The organism is Sphingobium sp. SA916, assembly GCF_002894065.1.
GTDB lineage: Bacteria > Pseudomonadota > Alphaproteobacteria > Sphingomonadales > Sphingomonadaceae > Sphingobium > Sphingobium fuliginis.
The window spans coordinates 41,735-67,871 of sequence record NZ_LXYF01000034.1; the positions used below are offsets into that span (position 1 = coordinate 41,735).

A 26,137-nucleotide genomic window follows, 5' to 3' on the forward strand; every position below is an offset into this window, starting at 1 on the left:
TCGGGAAGTCTATGCCTCGCCCCATAACCCGCCAGGCCGCAGCAGCCCGTCGCGCAGTTCCAGCCCCCTTTCCCGGTCCTTCGCCAGCAGCAGCGCGCCATCCAGATCGATCCAGTCCGCCCCCTGCGCCACCAGCGCGGCCGGGGCGATCCCCAGCGACGTACCCAGCATACAGCCGACCATCACGCGGAATCCTCGCGCCCGCGCCTCCCGCGACAGGGCCAGCGCCTCGGTCAGCCCACCCGCCTTGTCGAGCTTGATGTTCACCGCGTCGAAATCCCCCAGCCGGTCGAGATCGGCCCGCGTATGACAGCTCTCGTCCGCGCAGAGCGGCAAGGGCGACCTGATCCCCGCCAGCCGCTCTTCCCTGCCATGGAAGACCGGCTGTTCGACCATTTCCACGCCCAGTTCCGCCAAGGCCCGCGCCTCCGCCACAATATCCAGATCATGCCAGCTTTCATTGGCGTCGACGATCAGCCGGACGTCCGGCGCACCGGCCCGCACCGCCGCGATCCGCGCCCGGTCGCCATCCCCGGTCAGCTTGCATTTGAGCAGGCCGAAGCCGCGCCCCGCCGCGGCCCGCGCATCCGCCTCCATCTTCTCCGGATCGCCCAGGCTGATGGTGAAGGCGGTCGGCAGGGGCTTGGGCTCCTCCAGCCCCGCCAGCTTCCACACCGGCACCCCGGCGCGCTTCGCCTCCAGGTCCCAGAGCGCGCAGTCCAGCGCGTTGCGGGCGGCCCCGCGCGGCATGGCGCTCAGCAGCGCCTCCCGCTCCAGCGGCCCGGCATAGGCGTCAATCGCCGCCGCGCAGCCTTCCGCCGTCTCGCCCTCATAATAGATCGCCGTGCCCTCGCCCCGGCCGACATGCGCGCCATCGCCCACCGTGCAGACCACGACATCCACCGACGTCTTCGCGCCCCGGCTGATGATGAAGGCCCCGGCGACCGGCCAACGTTCAACAGTCGCGGATATGATGCGTGTCATCGGCGTTCCCTGTGCTTGCGATATACGGGTCCAAGCGAACCGGCTATCCCGCCGCATAACCAGTCTCGACCCGCAGATAAAGGATAGGCGCACCCGTGACCTCCAGAGAATTGACCGGTTTCCTGTCCCTCAGCGAAGCCGATGCCGTGGCGGCCCGGCGCCGCCTGTCCGACATGATCTGGCGCGTCGGCTTCGGCGCGATCACCTGGCCCTGGCTGCTGGCCAGCCTGTCGGGCGGGCGCAAGGCGGACAAGCGCGCCCTGCTGGACGAGCTTGGCCTGCCCCATGACGCCCTGCCGCATCTGGGAAGCTGGAAGGCCGACGTCGGCTTCCTGCGCCATATCGTGCGGGAAATCGCCCGGTTGCGGCCCGCCCATGTGGTGGAACTGGGGGCGGGCGCATCGACGCTGATCGCCGCGCGTGCGCTGGCGCTGCATGGCGGGGGGCGGCTGACCAGCTTCGACCAGCATGACGGCTTCGTGCAGGCGACCCGCAACTGGCTGGCCGACCATGGGCTGACGGCCGATCTGCGCCACGCGCCGCTGGTTGCGGAAAGCGAGGACTGGCCGGGCCGCTGGTACGACATCGACAGCCTGCCCGACAGCATCGACCTGCTGATCATCGACGGGCCGCCCTGGGCGGTGCACCCGCTGGTGCGCGGCGCGGCGGACAGCCTGTTCGCGCGCCTGTCTCCGGGCGCGGTCGTGTTGCTGGACGACGCGGCCCGCCCCGGCGAGCGGCTCGTCGCCCGGCGCTGGCGCAAGCGCTGGCCGCATATCGACTTCCGCCTGAAGCATGACGGGACCAAGGGCACGCTGGTGGGCCGCCGCCGCGACACATCGGTCCCCGTCGCCAATGACAATGATCATGGCCGGGCATGGCGTCATCTCGGCCGGGCGGCGGGCATCGCCGCGCTGGTCGCCACCGGCTGGATCGCGCGGGGCGAGCTGGGCGAATTTCCGCAGGCGGCGCAGGCCACCACCTTCCTGGACGAAGCCGCCGCGTCCCACCGCACCGGGCTGCTGCGCCAGAGCATGGCGTCCCAGGTGGAGAGCGCCACGCTCAACCCCGGCGAGATACAGCGTTCGACCGGCATCGTCCTGCCGCCGCTGCCGGTCCGGTGGCGCATCCATGACGTGCAGCTTTACCCGACGCCGGACAGCCCCGCCGTCGCCGTGTCGATCACCACGCCGGAGGGCGAGCAGCTCTCCTTCTTCGCGGACCGGGCCGAAACCCCGGCGGAGGCGAGGCCGCTGCTCGCGCGGCGCGCGGATGACGTCATCGCCTATTGGGAAGCGGGCGACATGGCCTATGCCCTGACCGGCCGTGCCGGACCGCAGCGCATCATGGCGCTGGCGGCGGAGATCGCGCCCGCCGGTTAGCGCCCGGTCGGATTTCGGAACCGGGAAATGTTCCCTTTCACGCAAAATCCCTTTAGAGCGCGGCGCCATGGAGGATGTGGACCAACCATCGCCGCGCGACAAGGCGCGCGCCCCACTCGGCAGCCTGGCGATGATCTGGCGCTTCGCCAGCCGCTATCCGGGCCGCATCGCCGGGGCGCTCGCTGCGCTGCTGATCTCGTCCGCCGCGACGCTGGCGATTCCCAGCGGGTTCCGGCTGGTCATCGACCGCGGCTTCATGGGCGGCGGCGACATCAGCCGCTGGTTCGAATATCTGTTCCTGATCGTGGTGGTCCTGGCATTGGCGACGGCCGCCCGCTTCTATTTCGTGTCCTGGCTGGGAGAGCGCGTCGTCGCTGACATCCGGTCGGCCACCCAGGCCAATCTGCTGCGGCAGGAACCCCGCTTCTTCGAGGAAAACCGCCCCTCCGAAATCGCGTCGCGCATGACCGCCGACACGGCCATCATCGACCAGGTGGTGGGATCGACCGTGTCGATCGCGCTGCGCAATGTGGTGACGGGCACCGGCGGCCTCATCTATCTTTTCGCGCTGGCGCCCAAGCTTGCCGGGCTGCTGCTGCTGGGCATTCCGGTCATATTGGTGGCGATCATCGGCCTTGGCCGCCGCGTGCGCGCCCTGTCGCGGGCAAGCCAGGACCGGCTGGCCGATGTCGGCAGCGTCACGTCGGAAACGCTGGGCGCGATGAAGATCGTGCAGGCCTTCGGTCAGGAAGGACGGGAAGCGGCGCGATTCGACAGCACGGTCGAGGCGGGTTTCGCCACGGCGCGCCGCCGGATCGCCCTGCGCGCGGCGATGACCGCCATCGTCATCGCACTGGTCTTCGGGTCGATCACGGCGGTCATGTGGCAGGGCGCGCTGGATGTCGCCGCCGGACGCCTGTCGGGCGGCAGCATCGCCGCCTTCGTGCTGACCGGCGGGCTTGTCGCAGGCGCGTTCGGCGCGTTGTCGGAGACCTGGGGCGACCTGCTGCGCGGAGCGGGCGCCGCCGGACGGCTGCATGAACTGATGAGCGCCGTGCCGCAGATAACCCCGCCGCCCCGCCCCGTCCCGGTGCCGCGAACCGATCATGGCGCGCATCTCCAGTTCGAGGACGTGCATTTCCGCTATCCCACACGGCCCGACCAGGCGGCCCTGCATGGCATTTCCGTCGACATCGCGCCGGGCGAAACGGTCGCCATCGTCGGCCCTTCCGGCGCGGGGAAGTCCACCCTGATCCAGTTGGCGCTGCGCTTCTACGATCCGGATTCGGGCGTGATCCGCCTGAACGACGTGCCCCTGCCCCAGGCCGATCCGGCCGAGGTGCGCGGCATGATGGCCATGGTGCCGCAGGAAAGCATCATCTTCGCCGCCTCCGCGCGCGACAATCTTCGCTACGGGCGGTGGGACGCCAGCGACGAGCAGATCTGGGCCGCAGCCCGCGCCGCCAATGCGGAGGGTTTCCTGCGCGCCCTGCCGCAGGGCCTGGACAGCTTTCTGGGCGAAGGCGGCGCGCGCCTTTCGGGCGGCCAGCGCCAGCGCCTGTCCATCGCCCGCGCCCTTTTGCGCGATGCGCCGATCCTGCTGCTGGACGAAGCGACCTCCGCCCTCGACGCCGAATCGGAACGGCTGGTGCAGGATGCCCTCGGCCGGCTGATGCAGGGCCGCACCACCATCGTCATCGCCCACCGGCTGGCCACGGTCAGGGCCGCCGACCGCATCCTCGTGCTGGACGAAGGGCGGCTGGTCGAACAGGGCGACCATGCCACGCTGATGCGGCAGAAGGGCCTCTATGCGCGGCTGGCCAACCTCCAGTTTCAGGATGTCGCCGCAGGCTGACGGCATGGGCCGCCATGCCTCGCACAGGGACATGCGCCAAGCCGACGGTCAGTGGGTGCGGCTGGTGACGTTGGCGGTGCCGTCGGCCTGAATTTCGATCAGATGCGCCGTGCCGTCATTGCACGCGGCCTTCCAGCCCTTGACGCCGGGCCGCACCTCGGTCCGCTCCGACCGGATGACGGTCGGGCAAGCCGCGCCCGACGCCCGCACCGCGCGTTCCAGCACGCCGTTGCGCTGGGCCTCGTCGAGCTTCGCGACGGCGGCCGCGGCGCCGGTTTCGGGCGTATCCCGGCGGTCGACCGCGGTGATCCGGTCGCTGCTCTCGCCACAGCCCATCAGGGTGATGACCCCCGCCAGCACCATCCATATGCGCATGCTTATCCTTTCGCTTGGGCGGCAAACCCGTCCGTCGCCCGGATGAGCGCGTCCAATATGCCGGGTTCGTTGAACGCATGGCCCGCCCCTTCGATCATCTCGAAGCGCGCCCCGGGCCAGGCCCTGTGCAGCGCCCAGGCGGTTTCGGCGGGGCAGGCCATGTCATAGCGGCCCTGCACGATAATGCCGGGGATGCCCGCCAGTTTCCCGGCGTCCCGGATGAGCTGCCCCTCCTCCAGCCAGCCGCCATGGACGAAATAATGATTTTCGATCCGCGCGAAAGCGAGCGCGAAATCATCGGCCTCATGCGTGGCGGACAGCGCTTCGTCGGGCAGCAGGCGGATGGTCTCGCCCTCCCAGACGCTCCAGGCCTTGGCCGCGGCGATCTGCCGCGCGCGATCGTCGCCGGTCAGGATGCGCCGATAGGCGTGGAGCAGGTCGCCACGCTCCGCTTCCGGGATGGGCGCGACGAAACGTTCCCATTTGTCCGGATAGATGCGGCTGGCGCCCTGCTGATAATACCAGTCGATCTCCTGCTTGCGGATGGTGAAGATGCCGCGCAGCACCAGTTCGGTCACGCGGTCGGCATGGGTCTGGGCATAGGCCAGCGCCAGCGTGGACCCCCAGCTTCCGCCGAAGACCAGCCATCGGTCGACGCCCATCATCTGCCGCAGGCGTTCGATGTCCGCGACCAGGTGCCAGCTCGTGTTCGCCTCCAGCTCCGCATGGGGCGTCGAGCGACCGCAGCCGCGCTGGTCGAAGAGGAGGACGTCGTAGCGGTCCGGATCGAACAGGCGGCGGTGGTCGGGCGATATGCCGCCGCCCGGCCCGCCATGCAGGAAGACGGCCGGCTTGGCGCCCGGCGTCCCGGCCCGCTCCCAATAGACGCGGTGGCCATCCCCCATGTCGAGATGTCCGGAAGCGAAGGGTTCGATGGCGGGATAGAGCGTGCGCATGCGCAAAGGTGTAGAAAGTCTGGCGGGCAATGCAATCGGCAGACGCGCGATCCCCTTCCGGCATGGCAGGTCGCAGTCCCGCCAAGGCCTTTTGCGATGCGGCCCGGCCCGGGCGGCACGATGCCGGATTACATTTTGCGACAAATCTTTATGGGCATTGCCAGAGTCTTGCGACAACTTCCCCCTAGAGGGAGGGCATTCAGGGTTTGATCCTAAGGGGTAAACAGTGCGCCGTTCCTTTGCCTGTCTTCTGTTTCCGTTGATGATGAGTGCGGCGCCGGGCGCGCTGATGGCGCAGACCGAGGAGCCGAGGGGCCCGGCCGGGCAGATGGATGATGCCGATGAGATCGTCGTCACCGGCCAGCCTGAACGCGGCGCGGTGGTCGGCAATGTCAAGCCGGAGCAGCAGCTTTCCCCCGCCGATGTCCGCGCCCTGGGCGTCACGTCCATATCCGAAATGATCTCCGAACTGTCGCCTCAGACCAATGGGACGCCGGTGATCCTGCTGAACGGCAAGCGGATCTCCAGCTTTTCGGAAATTCAGGACATCCCGTCCGAAGCGGTGGCGCGGGTCGACATCCTGCCCGAACAGGTGGCGCTCAGCTATGGCTATGCGCCGACGCAGAAGGTGGTGAACATCGTGCTGCGCCAGCGGTTCCGCGCCGAAACGGTGGACCTGCGCGCGGGCACAACGACGCAGGGCGGGCGGGAGAATGGCTCGGCGGAAGGCGGGCTGCTGCGCATCCGGGGCGATAATCGCTTCACCCTCAACCTGCAGTACAAGACCGCCGCATCCCTGCTGGAGAGCGAGCGCGGCGTGGTGCCGACCGTGCAGGGTGAGCAGGCCAACCGGCAATCGGGCATCGACGCCTTTCTGGTGGGCGGGAATGGCATGACCGGCGGCGAACTGGCCCATCATCGCACGCTCAGCCCGGCGACGGAGAGCTTCGCCGCCAATGCGACGCTGGCCCGCGCGCTGGGCAAGGTGTCCGTGACCGTCAACGGGCGGCTGGAACTGTCCGACAATGACAGCCTGCAAGGGTTCCAGGCAGCCGCGTTCGACCTGCCCGCCGGCAACCCCTTCTCGCCCTTCGCCACGCCGACGAGCTTCTATCGCTATCTGCGCCAGGCGGGCGAGTTGGGACAGCAGATCAAGGGCACGACCGGCCATGTCGGCGTGACGCTGAACGGCCTGCTGGGCGGCGGCTGGCAATGGTCGTTCACCGGCAATGGCGATTATTCGAACACCCGGACTTCGACCGACCGGGGGTTTGCGACCGGAGCGATCCAGAGCGCGATCGATGCAGGCGCGGACCCGTTCGGCGGCTTTTCGTCCGACCTGCTGTCGACGCGGGTGATCGACCGGGCGGAGGCGGAATCGAAGGCGGTGCAGGGCGACCTGCTGCTGTCGGGTCCGCTGTTCGACCTGCCGGCCGGCGCGGTGACGACCGCGGTGCGCGTGGGCGGATCGGCCAATGGCTTCGTTAGCTGGCCGATCCGTTCGGGCGAGGAGCGCGACAACAGCTACAGCCGGGAAATCGGCAGCGGGCAGATCAGCGTCGACCTGCCGATCACCAGCCGGTCGAAGGGCGTGCTGGGCGCGGTGGGAGACATCGGCGTCAATGTGAACGCGGCGGCGCAGCATTATTCCGACTTCGGCACGCTTTCGACCCTGGGGTACGGCATGCGCTGGCGGCCGGTGCCCGCCGTGCAGTTGCTGATGTCGGCCAACCAGGATCGCGCCGCGCCCACGGGCACGCAGATCACCGATCCGCTGGTGTCCACGCCCAATGTGTCGGTGTTCGACTATGCGACCGGACAGACCGTCTTCGTGACGCAACTGAGCGGAGGCAATGCCGCCCTCAAGGAGAGCGTGCGCGACCAGTTCCGCCTCAGCGCCAATATCAAGCCGTTCGACAAACCCAACCTTACGCTGACGGCGACCTACACCAACAGCCGGACGAGCAACCCGATCTCGGCCTTCCCGACGCCGAGCCCCGCCATTGAGGACGCCTTCCCCCAGCGCTTCCTGCGGGACGAAGACGGCAATCTGGTGCAGGTCGATGCGCGGCCGATCAATTATCTGCGATCGCGGAGCGAGCAGCTCCGCTGGGGTTTCGACCTTTCCATTCCGCTGAAATCGCACATCCAGAAGGTGGTGGAAGCCTGGCGTGCCGCCGGCGCCAGGCCTGAGGAGCGGCCCAAGGAGTTGCAGGACCTGCGCAGCCTGTTCGGCAATCGCGGGCCGGGCGGCGGCCAGGGCGGACAGCCCCCTCAAGGACAGGATGGCGGCGAGCGGCCACGCGGCGAAGGCAGTCGGGGCGGACCGGACGGAGGCTTTGGCGGAGGTCCGCGCGGTCCCGGCGGCGGCTTTGGCGGGCCGGGAGGTTTCGGCGGCGGCCGTGGCGGCGGGGGCGGCGGCCGGCTCAGCTTCAGCCTCTATCACAGCTGGCATTTCACGGAGAGCATCCTGATCGCGCCCGGCGTGCCGGAACTGGACCTGCTGAACGGCGATGCCACGGGATCGTCGGGCGGCCAGCCGCGGCATGAGCTGAATGCGCGGATGGGCTATACCAATAACGGCCTCGGCGCGCGGTTGAGCGTGGATTGGGAAAGCGGCACCCATGTCGACGGCGCCCTGAACGGCACGGCGGGCGGCGCGTCGCGGCTGGACTTCGGCAGCCTGGCGACGGTCGACCTGCGCCTGTTCGCCAATCTGGGGCAGATGCCTTCGCTGGTGAAGAACCATCCGTTCCTGCGCGGGGCGCGCATATCGATCGGCATCGACAATCTCTTCAACCAGCGGCGCAGCGTGACCGATGCGAACGGGACCACGCCGGTCCGGTACCAGCCGGGTTATCTGGACCCGCTGGGGCGCGCGGTGACGATCAGCTTCCGCAAGCTGTTCTTCTGACGGATTGATGGCGATGCGCGATGGATCGGAATGACGCTTCGGCAGGCACAGAACAGGCGGTCGAAGCACCGTTCATGACGAGCAGGATATAGCCCCACCCGTCTGCGTCGGAGCGCCGCCAATACACTCGAAGCCGCCATGGACGGGAGGGCGGAGGCCGTGGACATGAAGGCTTGTCGCGTCATCATGCTCTCCAGTCCGATGCGATGCCGCGCCCATCACCGCCCGGCATCGGCAAGGCTGTGGCCGCTGCCAAAATAAGGCGAAGATCGCATGGACGGCAGCGAAGTTCATCGCGCCGGTCGAGGACGACGCGGATGGAGACGCGGATGGGATGGTCCGGAGCGGGCCAGCGGCACCGTCAGCGGGGACCGCAGCCGTGGAGGAGACGATGGGTCGGCGTCCCCTTCGCCGCCAATCATCGGCGTGATGGCGGCCTTTGAACTAAGCGCGCCAGCAAGCGAATCGCCGCCGGTTTACTGGCTGATCCGGATGATGTGATCGAGAATCGCCGGATGCAGCGGGCGTTCGAAGACGCAGCCCGATTCATGCGACCGGCTCCACAACACACGCGCCCGGCGGCCTTCGAAGCCCGGCAGCATGATCCACAGATCATCGTCCGCCGCCAGTTTCATGAAGCTTTTCAAGCGGAAACCGACTTCGGAGACATCGGTGATGTGGCTCTTGAACCAGGTCTCGCCCGGGCGTCGGACCCGAACGCCGATCACAGCCGTGCGGCGATCCGCCAGACGATTATTGCCGTGATACGGGTTTGTCTGAACTTTGGCGCCCATGATCCCATGCCGATTTGACCGGCCGCATCATCGCCCGTCGCGGTGAAGAAAGCATTAAGCCGAACCCGGCCGGGCAAAAATAAGGGGCCGCCGAAGCAGCCCCCATGCAGGTCCGCGCATCACGCGCCCGATTGCGTCACCCCAGCCCGCGCCCGGAAACGGGAAGTCGAACATTCCCGGCCAGACGGCGGCGGCGTATTCGTGCCCTGGGGGCGCACGGACGTCCGATGATCCAGCGAACGCCCGTCCTGCGCCCCTTTCGATGCGCAAATCCTACCGAACCGGTTCCGGCGTTGTGCCGGCTCCGGTTCCGACGGCCTTAGAAATTGCCGTACTGTTCGTTGCCGACGAAGCCCAGCTTCGTCACGCCAGCGCGCTTGATCTCCGCCAGCACTTCGTCGACGACGACGTAGCGGGTGGCGGCATTGGGCTGGAACTGCAATTCGGGTTCGACCGGCAACCGCAGCGACTGCTGCAGATACTGACGCAGGGTCAGCAGGTCGATGGCCGAACCGTTCCAGGTGATGACGCCGCTGGGATCGATCGCCACCTTGTTCTTGACAGGGTCGATGACGCTGTCGGTCGGCGGCGCGTTCTGCGGCAGGTCGATCTTGACCGCGTGGGTCTGGATCGGGATGGTGATGATGAACATGATGAGGAGAACGAGCATGACGTCGATCAACGGCGTCGTGTTCATTTCCACCATCGGTTCGCCATCGTCTCTTCCGGCACTCATTGCCATGGCGATACTCCTAGAGCATTTTCATCGATGGACGTGGACCGGCCACCAGGTCTGAAAATGCGGCACAAAGGGCTGTAACTTAAAGCCGCTGCGTATGCGAACCCGGCTCGGGCTCGGATATGAAGCCGACCTTCGGGAAACCGGCGCGCTGCATCGTGTAGATGGTACCGCCGATGCACCGATAGGGAACGTTGATGTCGCCGCGGATATGCACTTCGGGCAGATCCTCGGGCGTCAGATTCTCAACGCCGCCCGCCTTCTTGATGTCCGCCTCCAGCTTCGCGACCGCACGGTCGAGCAGCTCGTCGGAGGAGACGCGGGTCAGGTTCCAGTAGACCGCACAGCTACCGTCGGAGCCCTGCGTGATCGACAGGGAGACGTTTTCCGGTTTCGTCGTCGTCGGCTCGAACGCGACCTTGGGGAGCTGCAGCTGAACCGTCTGGACGACGACCGGGACCGCGATGAGGAAGATGATGAGCAACACCAGCATGACGTCGACGAGCGGCGTCGTGTTGATGTCGGACATCGGCTTGTCTTCACCGCCGTCAGAGCCAACACTCATTGCCATTGATTATTTCCTAACATGCTTGTCGATGGCGCCCCGGCATTCCGGGACCCACGTCCGATAAGGGGGACCGGGCGTCGCAGCCGCCGCCGGCCCCCTTGCCGGCATCTCAGCCTATCAGGCCTTGGTCGGCGCAGCGGCCGGCTTGGCGGCCGGAGCGGCCGGGGCAGCGGCGATCGTCGGCTTCACGGCGCCGTTCGACACCAGGTGAGCCAGCAGGTCGACGGTGAAGCCGTTGAGCTGTTCCGCGATCGACTTGTTGCGGCGCTGCAGGAAGTTGTAGGCCAGCACCGCGGGAACGGCCACGGCCAGACCCAGGGCGGTCATGATCAGAGCTTCACCGACCGGGCCGGCAACGGCGTCGATCGAGGCCTGACCGGCAGCACCGATCTTGATGAGCGCGCGGTAGATACCGATAACCGTACCGAACAGACCGATGAACGGCGAGGTCGAACCGACGGTGGCGAGGAACGCCAGGCCGCCGCCGAGCTTCGAATTGATCGAGGCTTCCGAACGGGCGAGCGAGCCGTGCAGCCAGTCATGGGCTTCGACCGGGTCGGTCAGCTTGGTGTGTTCTTCCTGGGCCTTGATGCCGTCGTCGACGATCTGCTTGTAGGCCGAGTTCTTTTCCAGCTTGGCGGTGCCTTCCTTCAGGGTGGCGGCGCGCCAGAAGGTCGCACGAACCTTCTTGCCCTGGTTGATCACCTTCTGCTGTTCGATCAGCTTGGTGAACAGAATGTAGAAGGTGCCGATCGACATACCGCAAAGGATGATGAAGACGGTCCAGGCGATGGTGCCGCCCTGCTCAAGGGCCTCCATCAGGCCATACGGGTTCTCCGCCTTGGGCGCGGCAGCTGCTGCGAGATACATCAACATGTTCAAGACTTCCCTCTCAAAGGATCAATAAACAAGGGTAGGCGGCGTCCAGTCATCCGGAGGCGCTCGCCCGCCCTTTTCAAAATCATTCCGGCAGACGCCAGGTGATCCGGCCATTGTACGTGTCCGACATCGGACCACCTCCGGCTGCCGTCGCGGGCTTGAACCTCGCACGCTTCGGAAGCAGGCGGCACGTCGCCTCGTCGAGGTCGGCATGGCCGGTCGAAGAGGTGATGGTGCAGTTGGTCACGCGGCCGTCCGGGCCGATTTCCAGCCGGAACCCGGCCGTACCCGAGCGTTCTTCACGCTGCGCGCGGCTCGGATAGTCGGCATCGCTGAGCCAGCTGCCCGGGCTGCTGCGCGGCGACGCACGGGATGCGGGCACCTCCGGCGGCGGGGGAGCCGGCGGCGGCGGCGGAGCGGCAACCGGAACCGGGTTGAAGACCGGCGGCGGAGTCCGGACCGTCTGGATCGGCGGTGCGGGGGCCGGGGTCTGAACGATCGGCGGCGGTGCGACGACCGGCGGCGGTTCGACCGGCTGGTCTGGCGGCGGCGGCGGCGGCTCCTCGTCCGGTGGCGGCGGTTCCTCCTTGACGTCGATCACGTTCAGCTGTTCCGCCGCCTTTTTGACATATTTCATGCCAAGACCGGTGACGAAGGCATAACCCAGAACAGCGTGAATCAGGGCGACGATAATGATCGAGATCGTGCGACTCGATCCTTGCGAGTGGTCAGCATAGGCCATTCGGCAACGACACTCCTTAACTCAGCTTACCAGTTGATTATCGGCAAATAAGCCAAAAACGGCCCGAGCTGGCCGGGCTACCCCGGTCATCTTGGCCCCTATCCGTCCATTTGCTACCGTGCGAACTCCTATCGCGGCGCATCGTGGCACGCAAACGCTTTATCGATATGATCATTTGCGACCGCCATTACACACCGGAAAGACTTGCATGTGACAAACATGTCACGGACTGCCATCATTAGGACGAAGATGAAAAAGAAATCCACCATGCCCCTGCGGAAGCTCGCCCTGCTCTGCCTCATTTCCGCCGTACAATCGCAGATTTCCGTGGCTCAGACGGGTTCGGGCCGGATGGTAACGCAACCATCGGAACGCGTGGCCGGACTCTCCTATGCGGACATCGCGGACCTCGCGGACGCCGCGCCGCTGGTGGCACAGGCGCGGATTGGCAACATCATCAAATTGAAACCCGCGCAGGCCGGCACCGTCCCGGCAGGGTATCAAAGGGTCTATGTGGAGGCGAATGTCGCCAATCTGATTCGCGGCGAGGGGGGAATCAGCCCCACCGTCCGTTACCTCTACGACGCGCCGCTCGATGCGCGGGGCAAGATGCCCAAGCTGAAGAAAGCGCAGGTCATCCTGTTCGCGCGTCCCGGCGGGCGCCCCGGCGAAATCCAGCTCGTCGCACGCGATGCGCAGATCGTCGCATCCCCTGCGGAGACCGAGCGGGTGAAGGCGATCCTGTCCGAACTGGTCGCCGTCGATGCGCCGCCCCGCATCATCGGACTGGGCGATGCCTTCCATGTCGCGGGCACGATCGCCGGCGAAGGGGAGACGCAGATTTTCCTCCGCACGGAAAATGGCGACCCCGTCTCGCTGTCCATCCTGCGCCGGCCCGGGCAACAACCGCGCTGGGCCGTGGCGCTGGGCGAGATCGTGGATGAGGCTGCCCGGCCCCCGGCGCCGGGCAGCCTGCTCTGGTACCGCCTGGCCTGCGGCCTGCCCAACGCGCTGCCGGCCCGGTCCGTGCGGGCGCTCTCGCCCCAGGACGCCGAGCTGGCCCGTGCGGATTATCAGATGGTCCTGGACGCCCTGGGCCCCTGCGGGCGGACAAGGACGGCGCGCTGATTGCGCGATGGCGGCAGCCTTCCGGTTCCGCGGTCGGCTCCTTTTCCTTGGACAGAAGCGCAGAGGCCGCTATCAGCGCGGCGTCTCGTGATCAGGAAGGATGAACGGAAGCCATGACCAATCTGCACCGCCATGCCCCGCTGCGCGTCGCGCTGGTCGGCCTCGGCACGGTGGGCGGCGGGGTCATTCGGCTGCTCCAGACCAATGCCGACCTGATCGCCCGCCGCGCCGGTTGCCCGATCCAGATCGTCGCCATCTCCGCGCGCGACCGCAACAAGGATCGCGGCGTCGACCTCTCCCCCTATGAATGGGTAGACGACATGACCACGCTGGCGACCCGCGCCGACATCGACGTGGTGGTGGAACTGATCGGCGGGGCGGACGGCCCTGCCCTCACCCTCGCCCGCCAGTGCCTGAGCGTCGGCAAGCCCTTCGTCACCGCGAACAAGGCGATGCTGGCCCATCATGGCCTCGACCTTGCCGGGCTGGCGGAGAAGGCGGGCGTCGCCCTCAAATATGAAGCAGCGGTCGCGGGCGGCATCCCGGTCATCAAGGGCATGCGCGAAGGCGCGGCCGCGAACGAGATTGCGCGTGTCTACGGCATCCTCAACGGCACCTGCAACTACATCCTGACCACGATGGAGAAAGAAGGGCGCGGCTTCGACGAGGTGCTGAAGGAAGCGCAGGAACTGGGCTATGCCGAGGCCGATCCCAGCTTCGACATCGACGGTGTCGACGCCGCGCACAAGCTGACCATCCTCGCCAGCCTCGCCTTTGGCACGGAACTGGATTTCGATGCGGTCGCGACCACCGGCATCCGCCATGTCATCGCCGCGGACATCGCGGAGGCGGCAGCGCTCGGCTATCGCATCCGGCTGGTCGGCATGGCGGAAAATGGCCCCGACGGCCTGTTCCAGCGCGTCCACCCGATGCTGGTGCCGCTCGACCATCCGCTGGCCCATGTCGACGGGTCGCTGAACGCCGTGGTGGCGGAGGGCAATTTCGTCGGCCGCCTTTTCTTCCAGGGACGCGGCGCGGGCGACGGGCCGACCGCATCGGCGGTGGTCGCCGACCTGATCGACGTGGCGCGCGACGAATATGGCGACGCGCTCGCCATGCCCGTGGCCGCCCTGGCCCAGCAGAAGCCGGCCGATGCGGGCAAGCGCGTGGGTCGCGCCTATCTGCGCTTCAAGGTGCAGGATCGGCCCGGCGTGCTGGCGGAGATCGCGGCGGCGACCCGCGACGCCGGCGTGTCCATCGAGAGCATGATCCAGCGCGGCGCCAGCCAGACGGACGGCGTGCTGGTGGCGATCGTCACCCATGCAGGCGAGGAACGCTGCGTAAGGGAGACGCTGGACCGGCTGGCGGGGTCGGACAGCCTGCTGCAAACGCCGATGGTGATGCATATCCTGGATTGAGATGCAGGTGTAAGGCATGGCGCTGGGATTGACCCATCCAGGACCTTCGACAGAGGGGTGGCTGGCGCGACATCGGCGGCGGTTTTCAACAGCCAGCTTGTAAGCTCGCCGCTTGCGCCCCCCTATCCCTTCCACAGGCGGGAGGAGCATGGCTTCGAACGCCCCTTTCCGTTCCGCACGCTCAATCCAGCCCGAAACTGCGGGCCAGCGTCTGGCCGATGGGTTCGCCCAGCCGGAATATCTGCCGATTGGCGCGCTTGGGGCAGCCCATAATGCCCACGATCCGGCATGGCCGCGCATCGAAGCGGTAGGCGCTCATCTTCCCGTCGCCCGCTGAAGCCGCGCTTCGTCCCAGACGCGGTTCCTGCGCGACCGTATCGGTCAGGCACAGCGCCGGCACGGCCTGGCATGGCGCTGGCTGAACCCTGGCGATCCGGCGCGGCGCACCATCGGGCTGCGCGGCGAGGCTGGCGGCAATCAGCAGAAGGATCATCGGAGCGGCCCTTGGTCTTGTCCTGCTGCGAACGCCACAAACGCGCTTCCGTTGCATCCCCCTCGCGAAAAGCGCACCCTCGACAATGTTCGAGCGACATCCTATCGCGCTCTCCAAAATAGCGGCTGAAGAGGAAACGACATGGTGCAGGCAAGCTCGATACTCGATCGTGTGCTGGTGCTGGAGATGGTGCGCGTGACCGAAGCGGCCGCGATCGCCGCGTCGAAGCTGATCGGCCGCGGCGATGAGAAGGCCGCCGATGCCGCCGCGGTCGAAGCGATGCGTCTGGCCTTCAACGACCTCTATATGGACGGCACCGTCGTCATCGGTGAAGGCGAACGCGACGAAGCGCCGATGCTCTATATCGGGGAGAAGGTCGGCAACGCGATCGGCACCGGCCCGCGGATCGACATCGCGCTCGATCCGCTGGAGGGCACCACCATCACCGCCAAGGCCGGTCCCAACGCGCTGGCCGTGCTGGCGATTTCCGAAGAGGGCGGCCTGCTCAACGCGCCCGACGTCTATATGGAGAAGCTGGCGGTCGGCCCGGGCCTGCCGGACGGCGTCATCGACCTCAACAGGTCGGTGAAGGAGAATGTCGAGGCGGTCGCCCGCGCCAAGGGCGTCGACGCGCATGAGATCATCGTCTGCGTGCTGGACCGGCCGCGCCATGAGAAGCTGATCGCGGAGCTGCGCGCCATCGGCTGCGGCATCATGCTGATCCCGGATGGGGACGTGGCGGGCGTGATCGCCACCACCAATCCCGAAACCAATATCGACATGTACATGGGATCGGGCGGCGCGCCGGAGGGCGTTCTGGCCTGCGCGGCGCTGCGCTGCGTCGGCGGGCAGTTCAAGGGCAAGCTGCTGTTCCGCAACGATGACGAGCGCGCACGCGCCCGCAAATGGGGCATTGCCGACCTGGACAAGGTCTATGACCTCAACGAACTGGCCAAGGGCGACTGCATCTTCGCGGCGACCGGCGTCACCGACGGATCGTTGCTGGCCGGCGTCAAGCGGCTGCCGGGCGGCAAGCTCACCACCGACAGCGTCGTGATGCGCGCCAGCACCGGCACGGTGCGCTGGGTGAAGGGCGAACATCGGCTGGACCGTAAACCGATCTGAGCCGGAATCAGCGGCCAGGCAAAAAGGGGACCTTGCCGGGTCCCCTTTTTTTCATGCGCGATGTTGGAGCGGCTATCGCCCGGCGCGGTGATTGAGATCGTGGCCAAGCGCCAGGATCGCGACGCCCAGCAGCGTATAGGCACTTTCCTGCCAGCCATGATCCATGGTGAGCGCACCGGCCATGATTCCCAGGCCCAGCGATCCGATCGCGGCCGGCATCATGAAGCCATGCGCCACGGCGCCATGGCCGAGCGCTACCGCGCCCAGCAGGATCGCCAGCACCAAGCCGGCCTCATGGAAGATCGGGCTTTCGAAAATCCCTCCGGCCGAGGCGAGCACGCCGAGCAGCACGGCCGTACCGAAGCAATGCGCCACGCACACGCCCGACAGAGCGATCGCGATGCGATCGATCCGGCCGTTGAGCAGATGCTGGCGAAGGCTGATCGGCATGGTGCGTGCTACATAAGCGAGGCCGAGCAAAGTTACAACATATCATCACGTGATTTTTGCGATATGTGCGGAAGATGTTTTTGGTCGAGCGTCGCCATCAGGCCGCGCCGCGCTCCTTCGGGAGAGGGCGGCGTTCAGACCGTCGGCCATCCCCTCTGCGTCACCCGCTTCCGAGCCGGCAAGCCGAAAATCTCAACCCACATCCGCCCCTGCCAGCCGTCCCGATGACTGGCCTCCCTCATCATGCAGGCCCGCCGCCGGCGGTGCATGCGTCCTGCGCCGCCGCGTCCTTGTCGCTGCGCTGCCCGGTCCGCCGCCGACCAGCTTTTGCAGGTCGATCATCGCGCGGGACAGGGATATGCCGCTTGGCCCCGCGATGAAGCGGGGTTCCCAGCGCGGGGCATATTTGTCCTTATAGGCGCGCAGCCCCTCGAAACCGTAGAAGCTTTCGCCATGGCGGAAGAAGAAGGCGCCCGCCTTGGCCCAGAAGGGCGACAGACGGCGCGCCTCTATGCCCGACAGCGGCGCGAGTCCCAGGGTGAACCAGTCATAGCCCTGTTCGCGGCCCCATTGCATCAGGCGGATGAACAGGAAATCCATCGTGCCATAGGGCATCTCATCCGCATGGCGCATCAGGTCGACCGACAGTTCGCGGCGATTGGCGATGGCCCAGATATTGGCGAAGGCGACGATCCGTCCCTCCTGCCGGACGAGGGCGCAATCGCAGGCGGCGATATAGGCGGGGTCGAAGCGGCCGACGCTGAACGCCTTTTCGCCATGGCCTTTGGCGGCGAGCCATTGGTCGGAGATCGCCTTCAATTCCGCCATCAGCATGGGCACCCGGCCCGCCGGCACGATCTCGAACGTCGCCCCTTCGCGCATGGCGCGGCGTTCGGCATAGCGCAGCGGCTTGGCGTCCGGCCCGTCGAGCGTGAAATGATGCAGGTCGACGCGGGCTTCCTCGCCATATTTGACGATGGCGAGGCCAAGGTCGATCGCCAGCGGGAGGGCGTCGAGGCTCAGTTGGTAGAGCAGCAGGCGGCCCTGTTCTGCATCCGCCCTTTCGCGCAACTGCCACAGCAGGTCGGGCCATTCCGATCGGTCGCCCACGGGGTCGCCCATCACGATCCAGCTATGTCCCTGCACCTGGTACATGACGAAGGCGCGGCCGGTGCCGGAGGTCAGGAACAGCTTGTCGCCGGTGGTAGCCAGCAGTGCGTCGGTCCGTTGGGCCAGCGCCAGCGCGTCCGCGCTGGCCGTGATGGACGGGCGGTCGGCGAGGCGCGGCGCGGTCGCGGGGCGGAACATGCGCCAGAAGGCGGCGCTGACCGCCAGCACCGCGGTCGCAAGGCCTGCGCGCAGGAAGCGGGCGGCGTTGGCGTGCGGGCCGAAATGCCACCACAGGTCGTTCTGATAATCGACATGCTTATAGGCGAAGAAACCGATCCAGATCGACAGGCCGACCGCCACGGCCAGCGTCGCGATCCAGGCGGGGGTCAGCGCTTCGGCGGTGAAGCTGGTGCGGCGGTAGAAGGCGCCCCGCGTCCATTGCAGCAGCGCGGCGATCAGCAGCAGCGCGCTCGCTTCCTCATAATCCAGCCCCTTGATCAGCGAGAAGATCGCCCCCGCCAGCAGCAGCGCCCGCGTCATCCAGAAGGCGGCGTCCAGCCTGCGGTAGAGGCCGGAAGCGAGCAGGATCAGCAGCGTGCCGATGACGCTGGCGGCGAAATGGGACGCTTCGATGAAGGTCAGCGGCAGCCAGCCGGTGACGATGCGCATGCGGTGCTGGATCGCAGGCAGCGCGCCGGAGATCAGCAGGATCACGCCGCCCACCGCCACCAGCAGCGACAGCATGACCGGCGCCATGCCGGACGCGGCGGCCTGCGCGCCGTCCAGCACCCGGCTGACCGGGTGGCGCCAGCCATTGCCTTCATGCAGGGCGATGGCGATGACGCCCAGCAGCAGCGGGATCAGATAATAGATCAGGCGATAGGCGATCAGCGCGGCGAGCAGGCTGGGCCTGTCCACATCGGGCAGGGTGGCGACGATCACCGCCTCGAATATGCCCAAACCGCCGGGCACATGGCTGACCAGAGTGACGATGACCGCCAGCCCATAGGCCAGGAACAAAGTGGGATAGAGCGCCGGGGCGATGCCGGGCACCAGGATGAACAGCGCGGCGCTGGCGGCGGCAAGGTCGATGCAGGCGACGCCGATCTGGGCGAGCGCCTGCCCCTGGGTCGGCAGGGCCAGCCGCCAGCCGAACAGGCGCGGGGCGCGGGCGGGGCGGGCAAGGAGGAGCAGGACCGCCGCCGCCGTCAGCAGGATCGCGCCCCCCGCCAGCCTTTGCCACGGCATGCCGATCGTCCATCCCATGATGCCGATGGTGGCCGGATGGACCAGCATCAGCGCACCCGCCAGCACGAACACCCCGCCCCAGAAGGAGAGGCCCGCCGAGGCGATGATGCGGGCGATGTCGCCGCCCTCCAGCCCGGCGGCGGTGTAGATGCGGTAGCGCGCCGACCCGCCGGTCAGCAGCGACAGGCCCAGATTATGGCTGAGCGTGTAGCTGCAGAAGGACGCCAGCGCCGCCGTCCGCCACGGCAGGGGCCGCCCGACGATCCGCAGCGCGACATAGTCGTAGAAGGTGAGCGCGATGTAGCTCGCCGCCGTCAGCGCCAGCGCCGCCGCCAGCCGCCAGCCGGCGATCAGATGCACGGCATGGCGGATGTCCTTCAGCCGCACTTCCGCCAACAGGCCGTGCAGCGCCACCAGCCCCAGCGCCGCCACCGCCAGCGTGACGGCGACCGTCAGCGGCGCTTTCCAGGCCTTGATCCGCTCGACCAGGATCATATCGTCAGCCCCTTGAGCATATGAGTCACCAGCAGCGGGGCGTTGCGATCGAAATGATGGCCGCCGGGCACCACCACCATCTGCGCCAACCCTTGGGGAATGGAGGGGCAGGCGCTGTCATTCTCCAGCGTTCCGCGCACGCAGAGCATCGGCAGGCCGCGCAGCCGCTTTATGGCGGGAACGGTCGGATATTGACGGGTCGAATCCATGTCCAGCCAGCTACTCATGTGAAACTGGAAATCGGCGCCGGGGCTGAGGCCCAGCAGCGACAGGCGCTGCACCTGGGTGCGCTGGGGGGCGGGCAGGCCGCCGACGATATAGGGCAGCACGTCCGCGCCGAAGCTGTAGCCCACCAGCAGGACGCGGGGGCGATGCCAATGGCGCGAATAGCCGCGGATGATCGCGCTCAGGTCCCGGGCCGCGCCCTGGGGCGTGCGCTGGCTCCAGAAATAGGACAGGCTGTCCATGCCGACCACCGGGATGCCCGCATGGGCGAGTTGGCCCGCGACATCCTTGTCCAGCCCGACCCAGCCACCGTCGCCCGAATAGAGGACCGCCATCATGCCGGTGCGCGGCGCGGCGGCGTCGGTGACGATGTTGAGCGGCAACCCGCTGGGCAAAGCGGCGTCGGCGGGCGGCGCGGCCAGGAAAGGCCTTAGCTGGGAGAGCAGCGCGACTTCCCCCTGCCCCTTGGCGGCCGTCACCAGCCTGCCGCTGCCGGTGCGGGCGACGAAGCGTTGCAGGGCCGGGCGGGGGCGGACGTCGGACAGCACGATCCACGGCGAAGGGAGCTTGCGGCTGGGAGCGAAGGCCAAGCCATGATGCACGGGTGCGGCCTTCAGGCTCCCTGACCGGCACCAGGGCCGCCCGCCGTCCAGAAGCGGCGTGAAGTCCCGCGAGACCACCGCCTTGTACGCACCATTGGGTCCGGCGGCGAGCGTCGCATAGGCCAGCGCCGCCCCCTCGCCCCGGCCGATCAGGACCGGCTTGTCGTACATGGGCAGCGCCAGCCGGTGCTGCAGGTCGCGGGCCAGCGCGATGATGCCGTAATTGGGGTTGATGCAGCGGCGCGAAACCTGCAACGCCCGCAGGAAGGCGGGCGTGGAGATGCCCGCCACCAGCGCGCCGCGGGCCGCCAACAGGCGCGCGGTGTCGGCGCTGTCATCGTCCCAGCCATGGCGGTCGGACAGCGCCAGCACGACGCCGCTCGGCGCGCCTGCGGGCCGGTAAACGGCGATCCGGCCCAGCGGCGGGAGGCTATATTGGCTTTCCGCGACCGGACCGGTCGCGCCGGGCACCGGATCGGCCGCTGCCCGCGCCGGATTGCTGGCGTTGGAGGTCGACAGCAGCAGCGCTGCCGCCGCGAGCAGGCCGGGTATCAGCCAGAGACGGACGCGGCGGAACCGGATCATGACTGCCCCGGCAACCGGTCTATCCGGGTCCAGAGCTGCGACTTGCAGATGAGGCCGCCCAATATGCAGCCCTTGACCCGCAACTGGCCCGGCGAAAGCTGGCTGATCTGCGAGCTGAAGCGGCGGCCCAGATCGGGGACGAAGACGGTGCCGCGCCATTGCCCTTTACCCTCGGCGCGATAATCCTCCAGCAATTCGGTGCCGACCAGCCGGGGGGTGCCGCCGTCGCGGGCGTCGGCCTGCGCCTCCCGGTCGGCCCAGACGATCCAGCCGCACAGCCGGTCGCCGCAGGGCCCGGTGCGCACGGCGACATTATCATGCGGGCTGAGCCACAACCCTTCGGGCTGCGCGACGGGCACCTTGGCCGCGAGGACGGGGGCGGCTGCAACCAGAAGCGCCAGCGCCGCCCAAAGCCTCCCTATCGCCATAAGAACCATCCTTTCCCGGAACGATCATGGCTTCTAGGCCCGTTCAGATTGCGGGAGGCTCTGCGCTGTCTGAATTTTTGGCAATGTTCGGGCCCGCGTCCGACAAAGCGCGCAGCAGGGTCTTCGCCACCCGTTCCGAATCATCCTCCAGGAAATGGCCGCCGGGCAGGCCGACGACGCGGACATTGGGCTGGCGCCAGCCGGGGCAGAGGCTGCCGCTTTCCTCGATCCCATGGATGCACAGCACCAGCGCCCAGTCGAGCGCATGGGCGGCGGGCGCGGCGGGGCCGTCGTCCCCAAAGTCGAACAGGCCGCCGGGCGTGGCGCGGAACAGCATGGTGTCGGCGGGGACGATCAGCGCGACCATGGCGACGCGGGCGCGCAGGCTGGGCGGCAGGCGCTCCAGCCCGGCGAGCAGCATGTTCGCGCCGAAGGATTGCCCGGCCAACACCAGCCTTCGCGCGCCGGGCTGAGCCAGGGCGCGGCGGGCGGCCTGCTCCACCAGTCTGCCGCTTTCCTCCGGCGACTGGCGGCGGGCGAAGGCGGCCAGCGAATTGACGCCCAGCACCGGGACGCCGCCTTGCGCCATATGGTGGGCGATCACCGGGCCCATGCCTGCGTTGAACCCCATGTCGCCGGAAAAGAAGACCGCGACGGTGCCGTCTTCCCTGGGTGCGGCAGCGGGGACCGGGGTGAAGATTCGCCCGTTGGGATAGCCGAGATAATGGCAATAGCCGGCGGCGCCTGCGATGAGCGCCGCGAGGAAGGCTAGTATCAGGGTTGTGCGAAGTCGGCGTGAAGCCCGCCTCCTTCCGTCATGCTGAACTTGTTTCAGCATCCATCGCGCCTTCCGAGACCGCGGTTCGTGGGGATAAATGGATGCTGAAACAAGTTCAGCATGACGAATGGTGGCGGTGTGGAATCACCTCTTCAATCTAGCGCCGGCCCGCCTGCTGTAAACGGAGGGAATAGACCACCCTCCCCCCGCGTATACCGGGCATGAACCATGCCGCCGACCTTCGTGCCGACCCTATGCGCCTTTCTCAATCCCGCCTTGCGCTGTCGGCGGCGTTGGGCCGTCCGCTGCGGGTCGCGCTGTTTTCCGGCAATTATGATTGCGTGCGCGACGGCGCCAACCAGGCGCTCAACCGGCTGGTCGCCTATCTGCTGCATCGCGTGCGGGCGGAGGTGCGGATCTATTCGCCCACCGCGCCGCGCAAGGCGTTCGCGTCGGTGGGCGAGGTGCGCTCCGTCCGATCGATCAGCATTCCCGGCCGCCCGGAATATCGCATCGCCCTGGGCTTCACCCGCGCCGCCCGTCAGGATTTCGAGGATTTCGCGCCCGACATCGTCCACCTCTCCGCCCCGGACCTGCTGGGGCGGCAGGCGCAGAATCATGCCCGGGCGCTGGGCATTCCGGTAGTCGCCAGCCTGCACACCCGCTTCGAAACCTATCTCGACTATTATCGCCTGTCCTTCCTCCGCGGACCGGTGGAGCGCTATCTCGACCGCTTCTATGGCGATTGCGACCGCATCCTCTGCCCTACCCTGCCCATAGCGCGGGATATGGCGGAGCGGCTTGGCGGAGGGCGGATCGCCATTTGGGGGCGCGGCATCGACCCCGCCTGCTTCCGTCCGGCGCTGCGCGATCCGGCCTTCCGGTCCGGGCTTGGCTATGATGCGGCGGATATGGTGCCGCTGTTCTTCGGCCGGCTGGTGCTGGAAAAGGGGCTGCGCGTCTTTGCCGAGACCGTCGGCGCCGTCCGCGCCCAGGGCCTGGCCGTCCGCCCGCTGATCGTGGGCGAAGGACCGGCGCGGAACTGGCTGGCCGAGCGGCTGCCCAACGCCACCTTCATGGGCCATTTGTCGGGAGAAATGCTGGGCCGCGCCGTCGCCAGCGCCGACATCCTCATCAACCCCTCCGTCACGGAGGCGTTCGGCAATGTCAATCTGGAGGCGATGGCATCGGGCCTCGCCATCGTCTCCGCCAATGTGCCCAGCGCGTCGGCCCTGATCGCTGACGGGCGCACCGGCCTGCTGGTGCCGCCCAAGGATGTCGGGGCCTATGCGGCGGCGGTGGCGGGGTTGATCCGCCAGCCCGCCCGCCGCGCCGCGCTGGGCGCTGCGGCGGCGGAGGCGGCGGCGCGCTTCGCCTGGGACGATGTGCTGGAGGATGTGGCGCGCAGCTATGCCGAGGCGCTGCACATCCCGCTTGCCACGCCCGCCGCGCAGGCGGCATGACATGGCGATGATGGACGAGGGTTCCGGCATCAGGGACGATCTGGTCGCGATGCGGCGCTATGCCCGGTCGCTGACCCGCGACGAGCAGGACGCCGACGATGTCGTGCAGGACGCGATCGTCCGCGCCATAGAGCGGCAGGAGACGTTCCAGCCCAACCGCGACCGCCGCCGCTGGCTGCTGGCGATCGTCCACAATGTCTTCTTCTCCGCCAAGCGGCGCGAGGCGTCGGAGGCGCGGCGCAACGGCCGCTTTGCCGAAACGCTGGTCGACCGGCTGGAGCCGGGGCAGGAGGAACATGCCCGGCTGGTCCAGATCGCGCGGCAATTCGCGGCCTTGCCGGAGCATCATCGCGCCGTGCTGCACCTGACGGCGATAGAGGGCCTCAGCTACCAGCAGGCGGCGGAGACTTTGGGGGTGCCGGTGGGGACGGTGATGTCGCGGCTGGCGCGGGCGCGGGCTGCATTGAGGGAGCGGGAACAGGGGCAGCAGGGGGCGATGGGCCTCCGGCTGATAGGAGGAAGCGATGACTGATCGTCCGACCGATCCGGAAATTACCGATCTGGAGATTGACGCCTATATTGACGGCGAGCTGGATGTGGAGCGGCGTTTCGTCGTCGAAACCCGCCTTTCGCGCCAGCCCGAGCTGGCCGCCCGCGTCATGGGCGACCTCAGCGTCCGCAGCGCGCTCCGCATGCTGACGCAGGACCGGCGGCCAGTGCCCGCCGGGCTGGCCGACAGGGCCGAACGATTGGCGCAACCGCAGAAAAGCCGCTGGCGCCGGTTGATGCCGGCGGGGTTGGCGACATCGGGACTGGCGGCGGCGCTGGCGGTCTGGATGGTGGGGTTCGAGCGGCCGCCCGCCTATGTCAGCTACGCGGTCGCCTCGCACCGGATCGCGATGCTGCGCGCCGACATGAATTCGCAGATCGAGGCGCCCCGCTTCGATGCGCGGGAAGTCGCGCTCAACACCCGCATCGCCATGCCGCAACTGCCCGACGACTGGCATGTGACCGACGTCCAGCTCTTCCCGACCGACAAGGCCCCCGCGCTGCTGATGGCGGTGCGCACCGATACGGGTCACCGGATGACGATCTTCGCCGTGCATGAGAAGACCGCCGCGCCCGAACATCCCGACGCGGTGCGCGAAGGGGAACAATCCGTGGCCTATTGGCGGCGCGGCGACATGTCCTATGCCCTGACCGGCGACCAGGAGCCGGGAACGATGGACGCCACGGCGGAGGCGCTGGCGCGGACCTGAATTCGGGGCGGACCGGCGGGCGTCATTCGGGAACCGTCATGCCCAAGCTGTTTCAGCATGACGGAACAGGCGAAGGCCGTTCCCTTCCCGCCTCAAGCCGGGAAATTGCCAGCCGTGACGAATTCCGAAATATCCTTGCGGCCGCTCGGCACCTCGCGCGCCTGGAGCGATTCGGACAGGATGGACTTGTCCGCGATGCGGCCGATGGCGACGGCGGCCTCGATGCGGAAACGGTCGGGCACGCCCAGTTCCACGCGCGCCTTGTCGAAATCCACGCCCGACATCGCATGGGCATGATAGCCCAGCCGCGTCGCCTGCAACGCCAGCAGCGCCCAGGCCGCGCCGGCATCGAAGCTGTGGCTGTGCGACGGCTTGAAATCTTCCGATCCGGGCGCGGCGATCAGCGTGTCCGACAGGATGTAGAGCAGCACCGATGCATTTTGCACCCAGCTCTGGTTGAAGGGCAGCAGCACGCCCAGGAAGCGGCTCCAATTGGCGCTGTCCCGCGTGGCGTACAGCAGGCGCCAGGGCTGATAGTTGAAGGCGGAGGGCGCCCAGCGCGCGCCTTCGAAGATCGTGTCCAGATCCTCCTGCGGGATGAGGGAGGAATCGAAGGCGCGCGGTGACCAGCGGTCGAGGAAAAGCGGTTCGACGGCACGGGTGGCGACGCGGGCGGTGGCTGACATATGATCTCCAGAACAAGAAGCGGCCGGAATATTGGAGGCAGGGACGGAAAGGGCAAGCCCCGCCCGGCATGTTCACCGCAGTTCGAGCGAGCGTTCCAGCCGTTCGGCCTGTTCCGCGGGCGGCGCGACCGCTTCAGGCCCACGGTCGATGAGGATACGATCCGGCTCCCGCAGCAATTCGCGTTTCACGGCGTCGCTCCAGCGACCCCAGTGCCGGCCGATCGCCGATCGCCACTCCATATGTCCTCTCCCTGCCGAATCGAGACGGGCCGTTATCTAGTTTGCCGGTAGAGATTTGTCTTTCAAGCTTTGCTGATCGGCGGGGTAGAAAAGCTTGACCGAGGGGGAAGCCTGTTTGCCGCCCTGCTTCCCGGGAAGGCGGGATGACGGACCTGGCAGGAGCAGCGTGGAAGGCAGCGCGATAGGCAGCGCGACGGGGCGACCTCGTTCAGCCCG

25 protein-coding genes are annotated in these 26,137 nt (G+C 67.6%); 9 read left to right on the forward strand and 16 right to left on the reverse strand.

The genetic code is table 11. From position 1 onward, the window contains the following. Positions 1–9: 9 nt before the first annotated feature. Positions 10–984 (reverse strand): N-acetyl-D-Glu racemase DgcA, encoded by a 975-nt coding sequence (gene dgcA / locus A8G00_RS10235; RefSeq protein ID WP_103000585.1) that lies wholly within the window; start codon positions 982–984, stop codon positions 10–12. A gap of 95 nt (positions 985–1,079) precedes the next feature. Here dgcA and A8G00_RS10240 point away from each other — a divergent pair, with 95 nt between their 5' ends. Together A8G00_RS10240 and A8G00_RS10245 are read left to right on the forward strand one after the other, a co-directional pair. Then, complete coding sequence (locus tag A8G00_RS10240; protein WP_103000586.1) at positions 1,080–2,366, forward strand: class I SAM-dependent methyltransferase; 1,287 nt, start codon at positions 1,080–1,082, stop codon at positions 2,364–2,366. Positions 2,367–2,433: 67 nt separating this feature from the next. Beyond that, on the forward strand, positions 2,434–4,221 hold the full coding sequence (locus A8G00_RS10245; RefSeq protein ID WP_103000587.1) for an ABC transporter transmembrane domain-containing protein: 1,788 nt from the start codon (positions 2,434–2,436) through the stop codon (positions 4,219–4,221). Positions 4,222–4,269: 48 nt separating this feature from the next. Here the strand turns inward: A8G00_RS10245 and A8G00_RS10250 are convergent, their stop codons facing one another. Both A8G00_RS10250 and pip read right to left on the reverse strand, forming a co-directional pair. Then, positions 4,270–4,596: a hypothetical protein gene (locus A8G00_RS10250; protein ID WP_037482609.1), complete on the reverse strand. Its 327-nt coding sequence runs from the start codon at positions 4,594–4,596 to the stop codon at positions 4,270–4,272. Positions 4,597–4,598: 2 nt separating this feature from the next. After that, positions 4,599–5,552 carry a prolyl aminopeptidase gene (pip, locus tag A8G00_RS10255; protein ID WP_103000588.1) on the reverse strand — a complete coding sequence of 318 codons (954 nt, stop codon included), beginning with the start codon at positions 5,550–5,552 and terminating at the stop codon, positions 4,599–4,601. A 226-nt stretch (positions 5,553–5,778) separates the two neighbouring features. Here pip and A8G00_RS25120 point away from each other — a divergent pair, with 226 nt between their 5' ends. Then, positions 5,779–8,466 (forward strand): TonB-dependent receptor, encoded by a 2,688-nt coding sequence (locus A8G00_RS25120; protein ID WP_103000589.1) that lies wholly within the window; start codon positions 5,779–5,781, stop codon positions 8,464–8,466. Between the two features lie 476 nt (positions 8,467–8,942). Here the strand turns inward: A8G00_RS25120 and A8G00_RS10265 are convergent, their stop codons facing one another. The 5 genes from A8G00_RS10265 to A8G00_RS10285 form a co-directional block, all read right to left on the reverse strand. Then, the gene (locus tag A8G00_RS10265; RefSeq protein ID WP_025549314.1) at positions 8,943–9,260 is read right to left on the reverse strand and encodes a PilZ domain-containing protein; all 318 of its coding nucleotides are present in this window, start codon (positions 9,258–9,260) and stop codon (positions 8,943–8,945) included. A 319-nt stretch (positions 9,261–9,579) separates the two neighbouring features. After that, positions 9,580–10,002, reverse strand: a complete 423-nt coding sequence (locus A8G00_RS10270) for a biopolymer transporter ExbD (RefSeq protein WP_025549315.1) — start codon at positions 10,000–10,002, stop codon at positions 9,580–9,582. Positions 10,003–10,081: 79 nt separating this feature from the next. Then, complete coding sequence (locus tag A8G00_RS10275; RefSeq protein WP_025549316.1) at positions 10,082–10,570, reverse strand: biopolymer transporter ExbD; 489 nt, start codon at positions 10,568–10,570, stop codon at positions 10,082–10,084. 114 nt (positions 10,571–10,684) lie between these two features. Continuing rightward, positions 10,685–11,443 carry a MotA/TolQ/ExbB proton channel family protein gene (locus A8G00_RS10280; RefSeq protein WP_025549317.1) on the reverse strand — a complete coding sequence of 253 codons (759 nt, stop codon included), beginning with the start codon at positions 11,441–11,443 and terminating at the stop codon, positions 10,685–10,687. A gap of 85 nt (positions 11,444–11,528) precedes the next feature. Beyond that, on the reverse strand, positions 11,529–12,188 hold the full coding sequence (locus A8G00_RS10285) for an energy transducer TonB (protein WP_025549319.1): 660 nt from the start codon (positions 12,186–12,188) through the stop codon (positions 11,529–11,531). Between the two features lie 267 nt (positions 12,189–12,455). Between A8G00_RS10285 and A8G00_RS10290 the strand changes: the two genes are divergently transcribed. Both A8G00_RS10290 and A8G00_RS10295 read left to right on the forward strand, forming a co-directional pair. Then, positions 12,456–13,316 carry a hypothetical protein gene (locus tag A8G00_RS10290; protein ID WP_084694372.1) on the forward strand — a complete coding sequence of 287 codons (861 nt, stop codon included), beginning with the start codon at positions 12,456–12,458 and terminating at the stop codon, positions 13,314–13,316. Between the two features lie 113 nt (positions 13,317–13,429). Further along, positions 13,430–14,734: a homoserine dehydrogenase gene (locus A8G00_RS10295; RefSeq protein WP_044661497.1), complete on the forward strand. Its 1,305-nt coding sequence runs from the start codon at positions 13,430–13,432 to the stop codon at positions 14,732–14,734. Positions 14,735–14,915: 181 nt separating this feature from the next. On the opposite strand, the gene A8G00_RS10300 is transcribed toward A8G00_RS10295, so the two are convergent. Further along, positions 14,916–15,227, reverse strand: coding sequence for a hypothetical protein (locus A8G00_RS10300; RefSeq protein WP_103000590.1), 312 nt, complete (start codon positions 15,225–15,227; stop codon positions 14,916–14,918). A 141-nt stretch (positions 15,228–15,368) separates the two neighbouring features. Here A8G00_RS10300 and glpX point away from each other — a divergent pair, with 141 nt between their 5' ends. Further along, on the forward strand, positions 15,369–16,352 hold the full coding sequence (gene glpX, locus A8G00_RS10305; protein ID WP_025549323.1) for a class II fructose-bisphosphatase: 984 nt from the start codon (positions 15,369–15,371) through the stop codon (positions 16,350–16,352). A gap of 72 nt (positions 16,353–16,424) precedes the next feature. Here the strand turns inward: glpX and A8G00_RS10310 are convergent, their stop codons facing one another. The 5 genes from A8G00_RS10310 to A8G00_RS10330 all read right to left on the reverse strand — a co-directional run bounded on the left by A8G00_RS10310 (position 16,425) and on the right by A8G00_RS10330 (position 22,333). After that, entirely contained in the window at positions 16,425–16,802 is a 378-nt protein-coding gene (locus A8G00_RS10310) for a MerC domain-containing protein (protein WP_025549324.1), read from the reverse strand. 192 nt (positions 16,803–16,994) lie between these two features. Further along, positions 16,995–19,655: a bifunctional lysylphosphatidylglycerol flippase/synthetase MprF gene (gene mprF / locus A8G00_RS10315; protein ID WP_238320056.1), complete on the reverse strand. Its 2,661-nt coding sequence runs from the start codon at positions 19,653–19,655 to the stop codon at positions 16,995–16,997. After that, positions 19,652–21,067 (reverse strand): virulence factor family protein, encoded by a 1,416-nt coding sequence (locus tag A8G00_RS10320; RefSeq protein WP_052628197.1) that lies wholly within the window; start codon positions 21,065–21,067, stop codon positions 19,652–19,654. The genes mprF and A8G00_RS10320 overlap by 4 nt, the downstream gene beginning before the upstream one ends. Continuing rightward, positions 21,064–21,495: a DUF2147 domain-containing protein gene (locus tag A8G00_RS10325; protein WP_044661495.1), complete on the reverse strand. Its 432-nt coding sequence runs from the start codon at positions 21,493–21,495 to the stop codon at positions 21,064–21,066. The genes A8G00_RS10320 and A8G00_RS10325 overlap by 4 nt, the downstream gene beginning before the upstream one ends. Before the next feature lie 43 nt (positions 21,496–21,538). After that, the gene (locus A8G00_RS10330; protein ID WP_044661494.1) at positions 21,539–22,333 is read right to left on the reverse strand and encodes an AcvB/VirJ family lysyl-phosphatidylglycerol hydrolase; all 795 of its coding nucleotides are present in this window, start codon (positions 22,331–22,333) and stop codon (positions 21,539–21,541) included. Between the two features lie 161 nt (positions 22,334–22,494). Between A8G00_RS10330 and A8G00_RS10335 the strand changes: the two genes are divergently transcribed. Genes A8G00_RS10335 through A8G00_RS10345 form a run of 3 tightly spaced genes read left to right on the forward strand, consistent with a single transcriptional unit; the run spans position 22,495 to position 24,995 of the window. Further along, positions 22,495–23,736 (forward strand): glycosyltransferase family 1 protein, encoded by a 1,242-nt coding sequence (locus A8G00_RS10335; RefSeq protein ID WP_103000591.1) that lies wholly within the window; start codon positions 22,495–22,497, stop codon positions 23,734–23,736. 1 nt (position 23,737) lies between these two features. Further along, entirely contained in the window at positions 23,738–24,268 is a 531-nt protein-coding gene (locus A8G00_RS10340; RefSeq protein WP_084694371.1) for a sigma-70 family RNA polymerase sigma factor, read from the forward strand. Further along, the gene (locus A8G00_RS10345; RefSeq protein WP_025549333.1) at positions 24,261–24,995 is read left to right on the forward strand and encodes an anti-sigma factor; all 735 of its coding nucleotides are present in this window, start codon (positions 24,261–24,263) and stop codon (positions 24,993–24,995) included. Before A8G00_RS10340 ends, A8G00_RS10345 begins: the two co-directional genes overlap by 8 nt. 92 nt (positions 24,996–25,087) lie before the next feature. Here the strand turns inward: A8G00_RS10345 and A8G00_RS10350 are convergent, their stop codons facing one another. Together A8G00_RS10350 and A8G00_RS25125 are read right to left on the reverse strand one after the other, a co-directional pair. After that, the gene (locus A8G00_RS10350) at positions 25,088–25,681 is read right to left on the reverse strand and encodes a nitroreductase family protein (protein WP_025549334.1); all 594 of its coding nucleotides are present in this window, start codon (positions 25,679–25,681) and stop codon (positions 25,088–25,090) included. A gap of 72 nt (positions 25,682–25,753) precedes the next feature. After that, positions 25,754–25,921, reverse strand: coding sequence for a hypothetical protein (locus A8G00_RS25125; RefSeq protein WP_165363332.1), 168 nt, complete (start codon positions 25,919–25,921; stop codon positions 25,754–25,756). Positions 25,922–26,137: the final 216 nt, after the last annotated feature.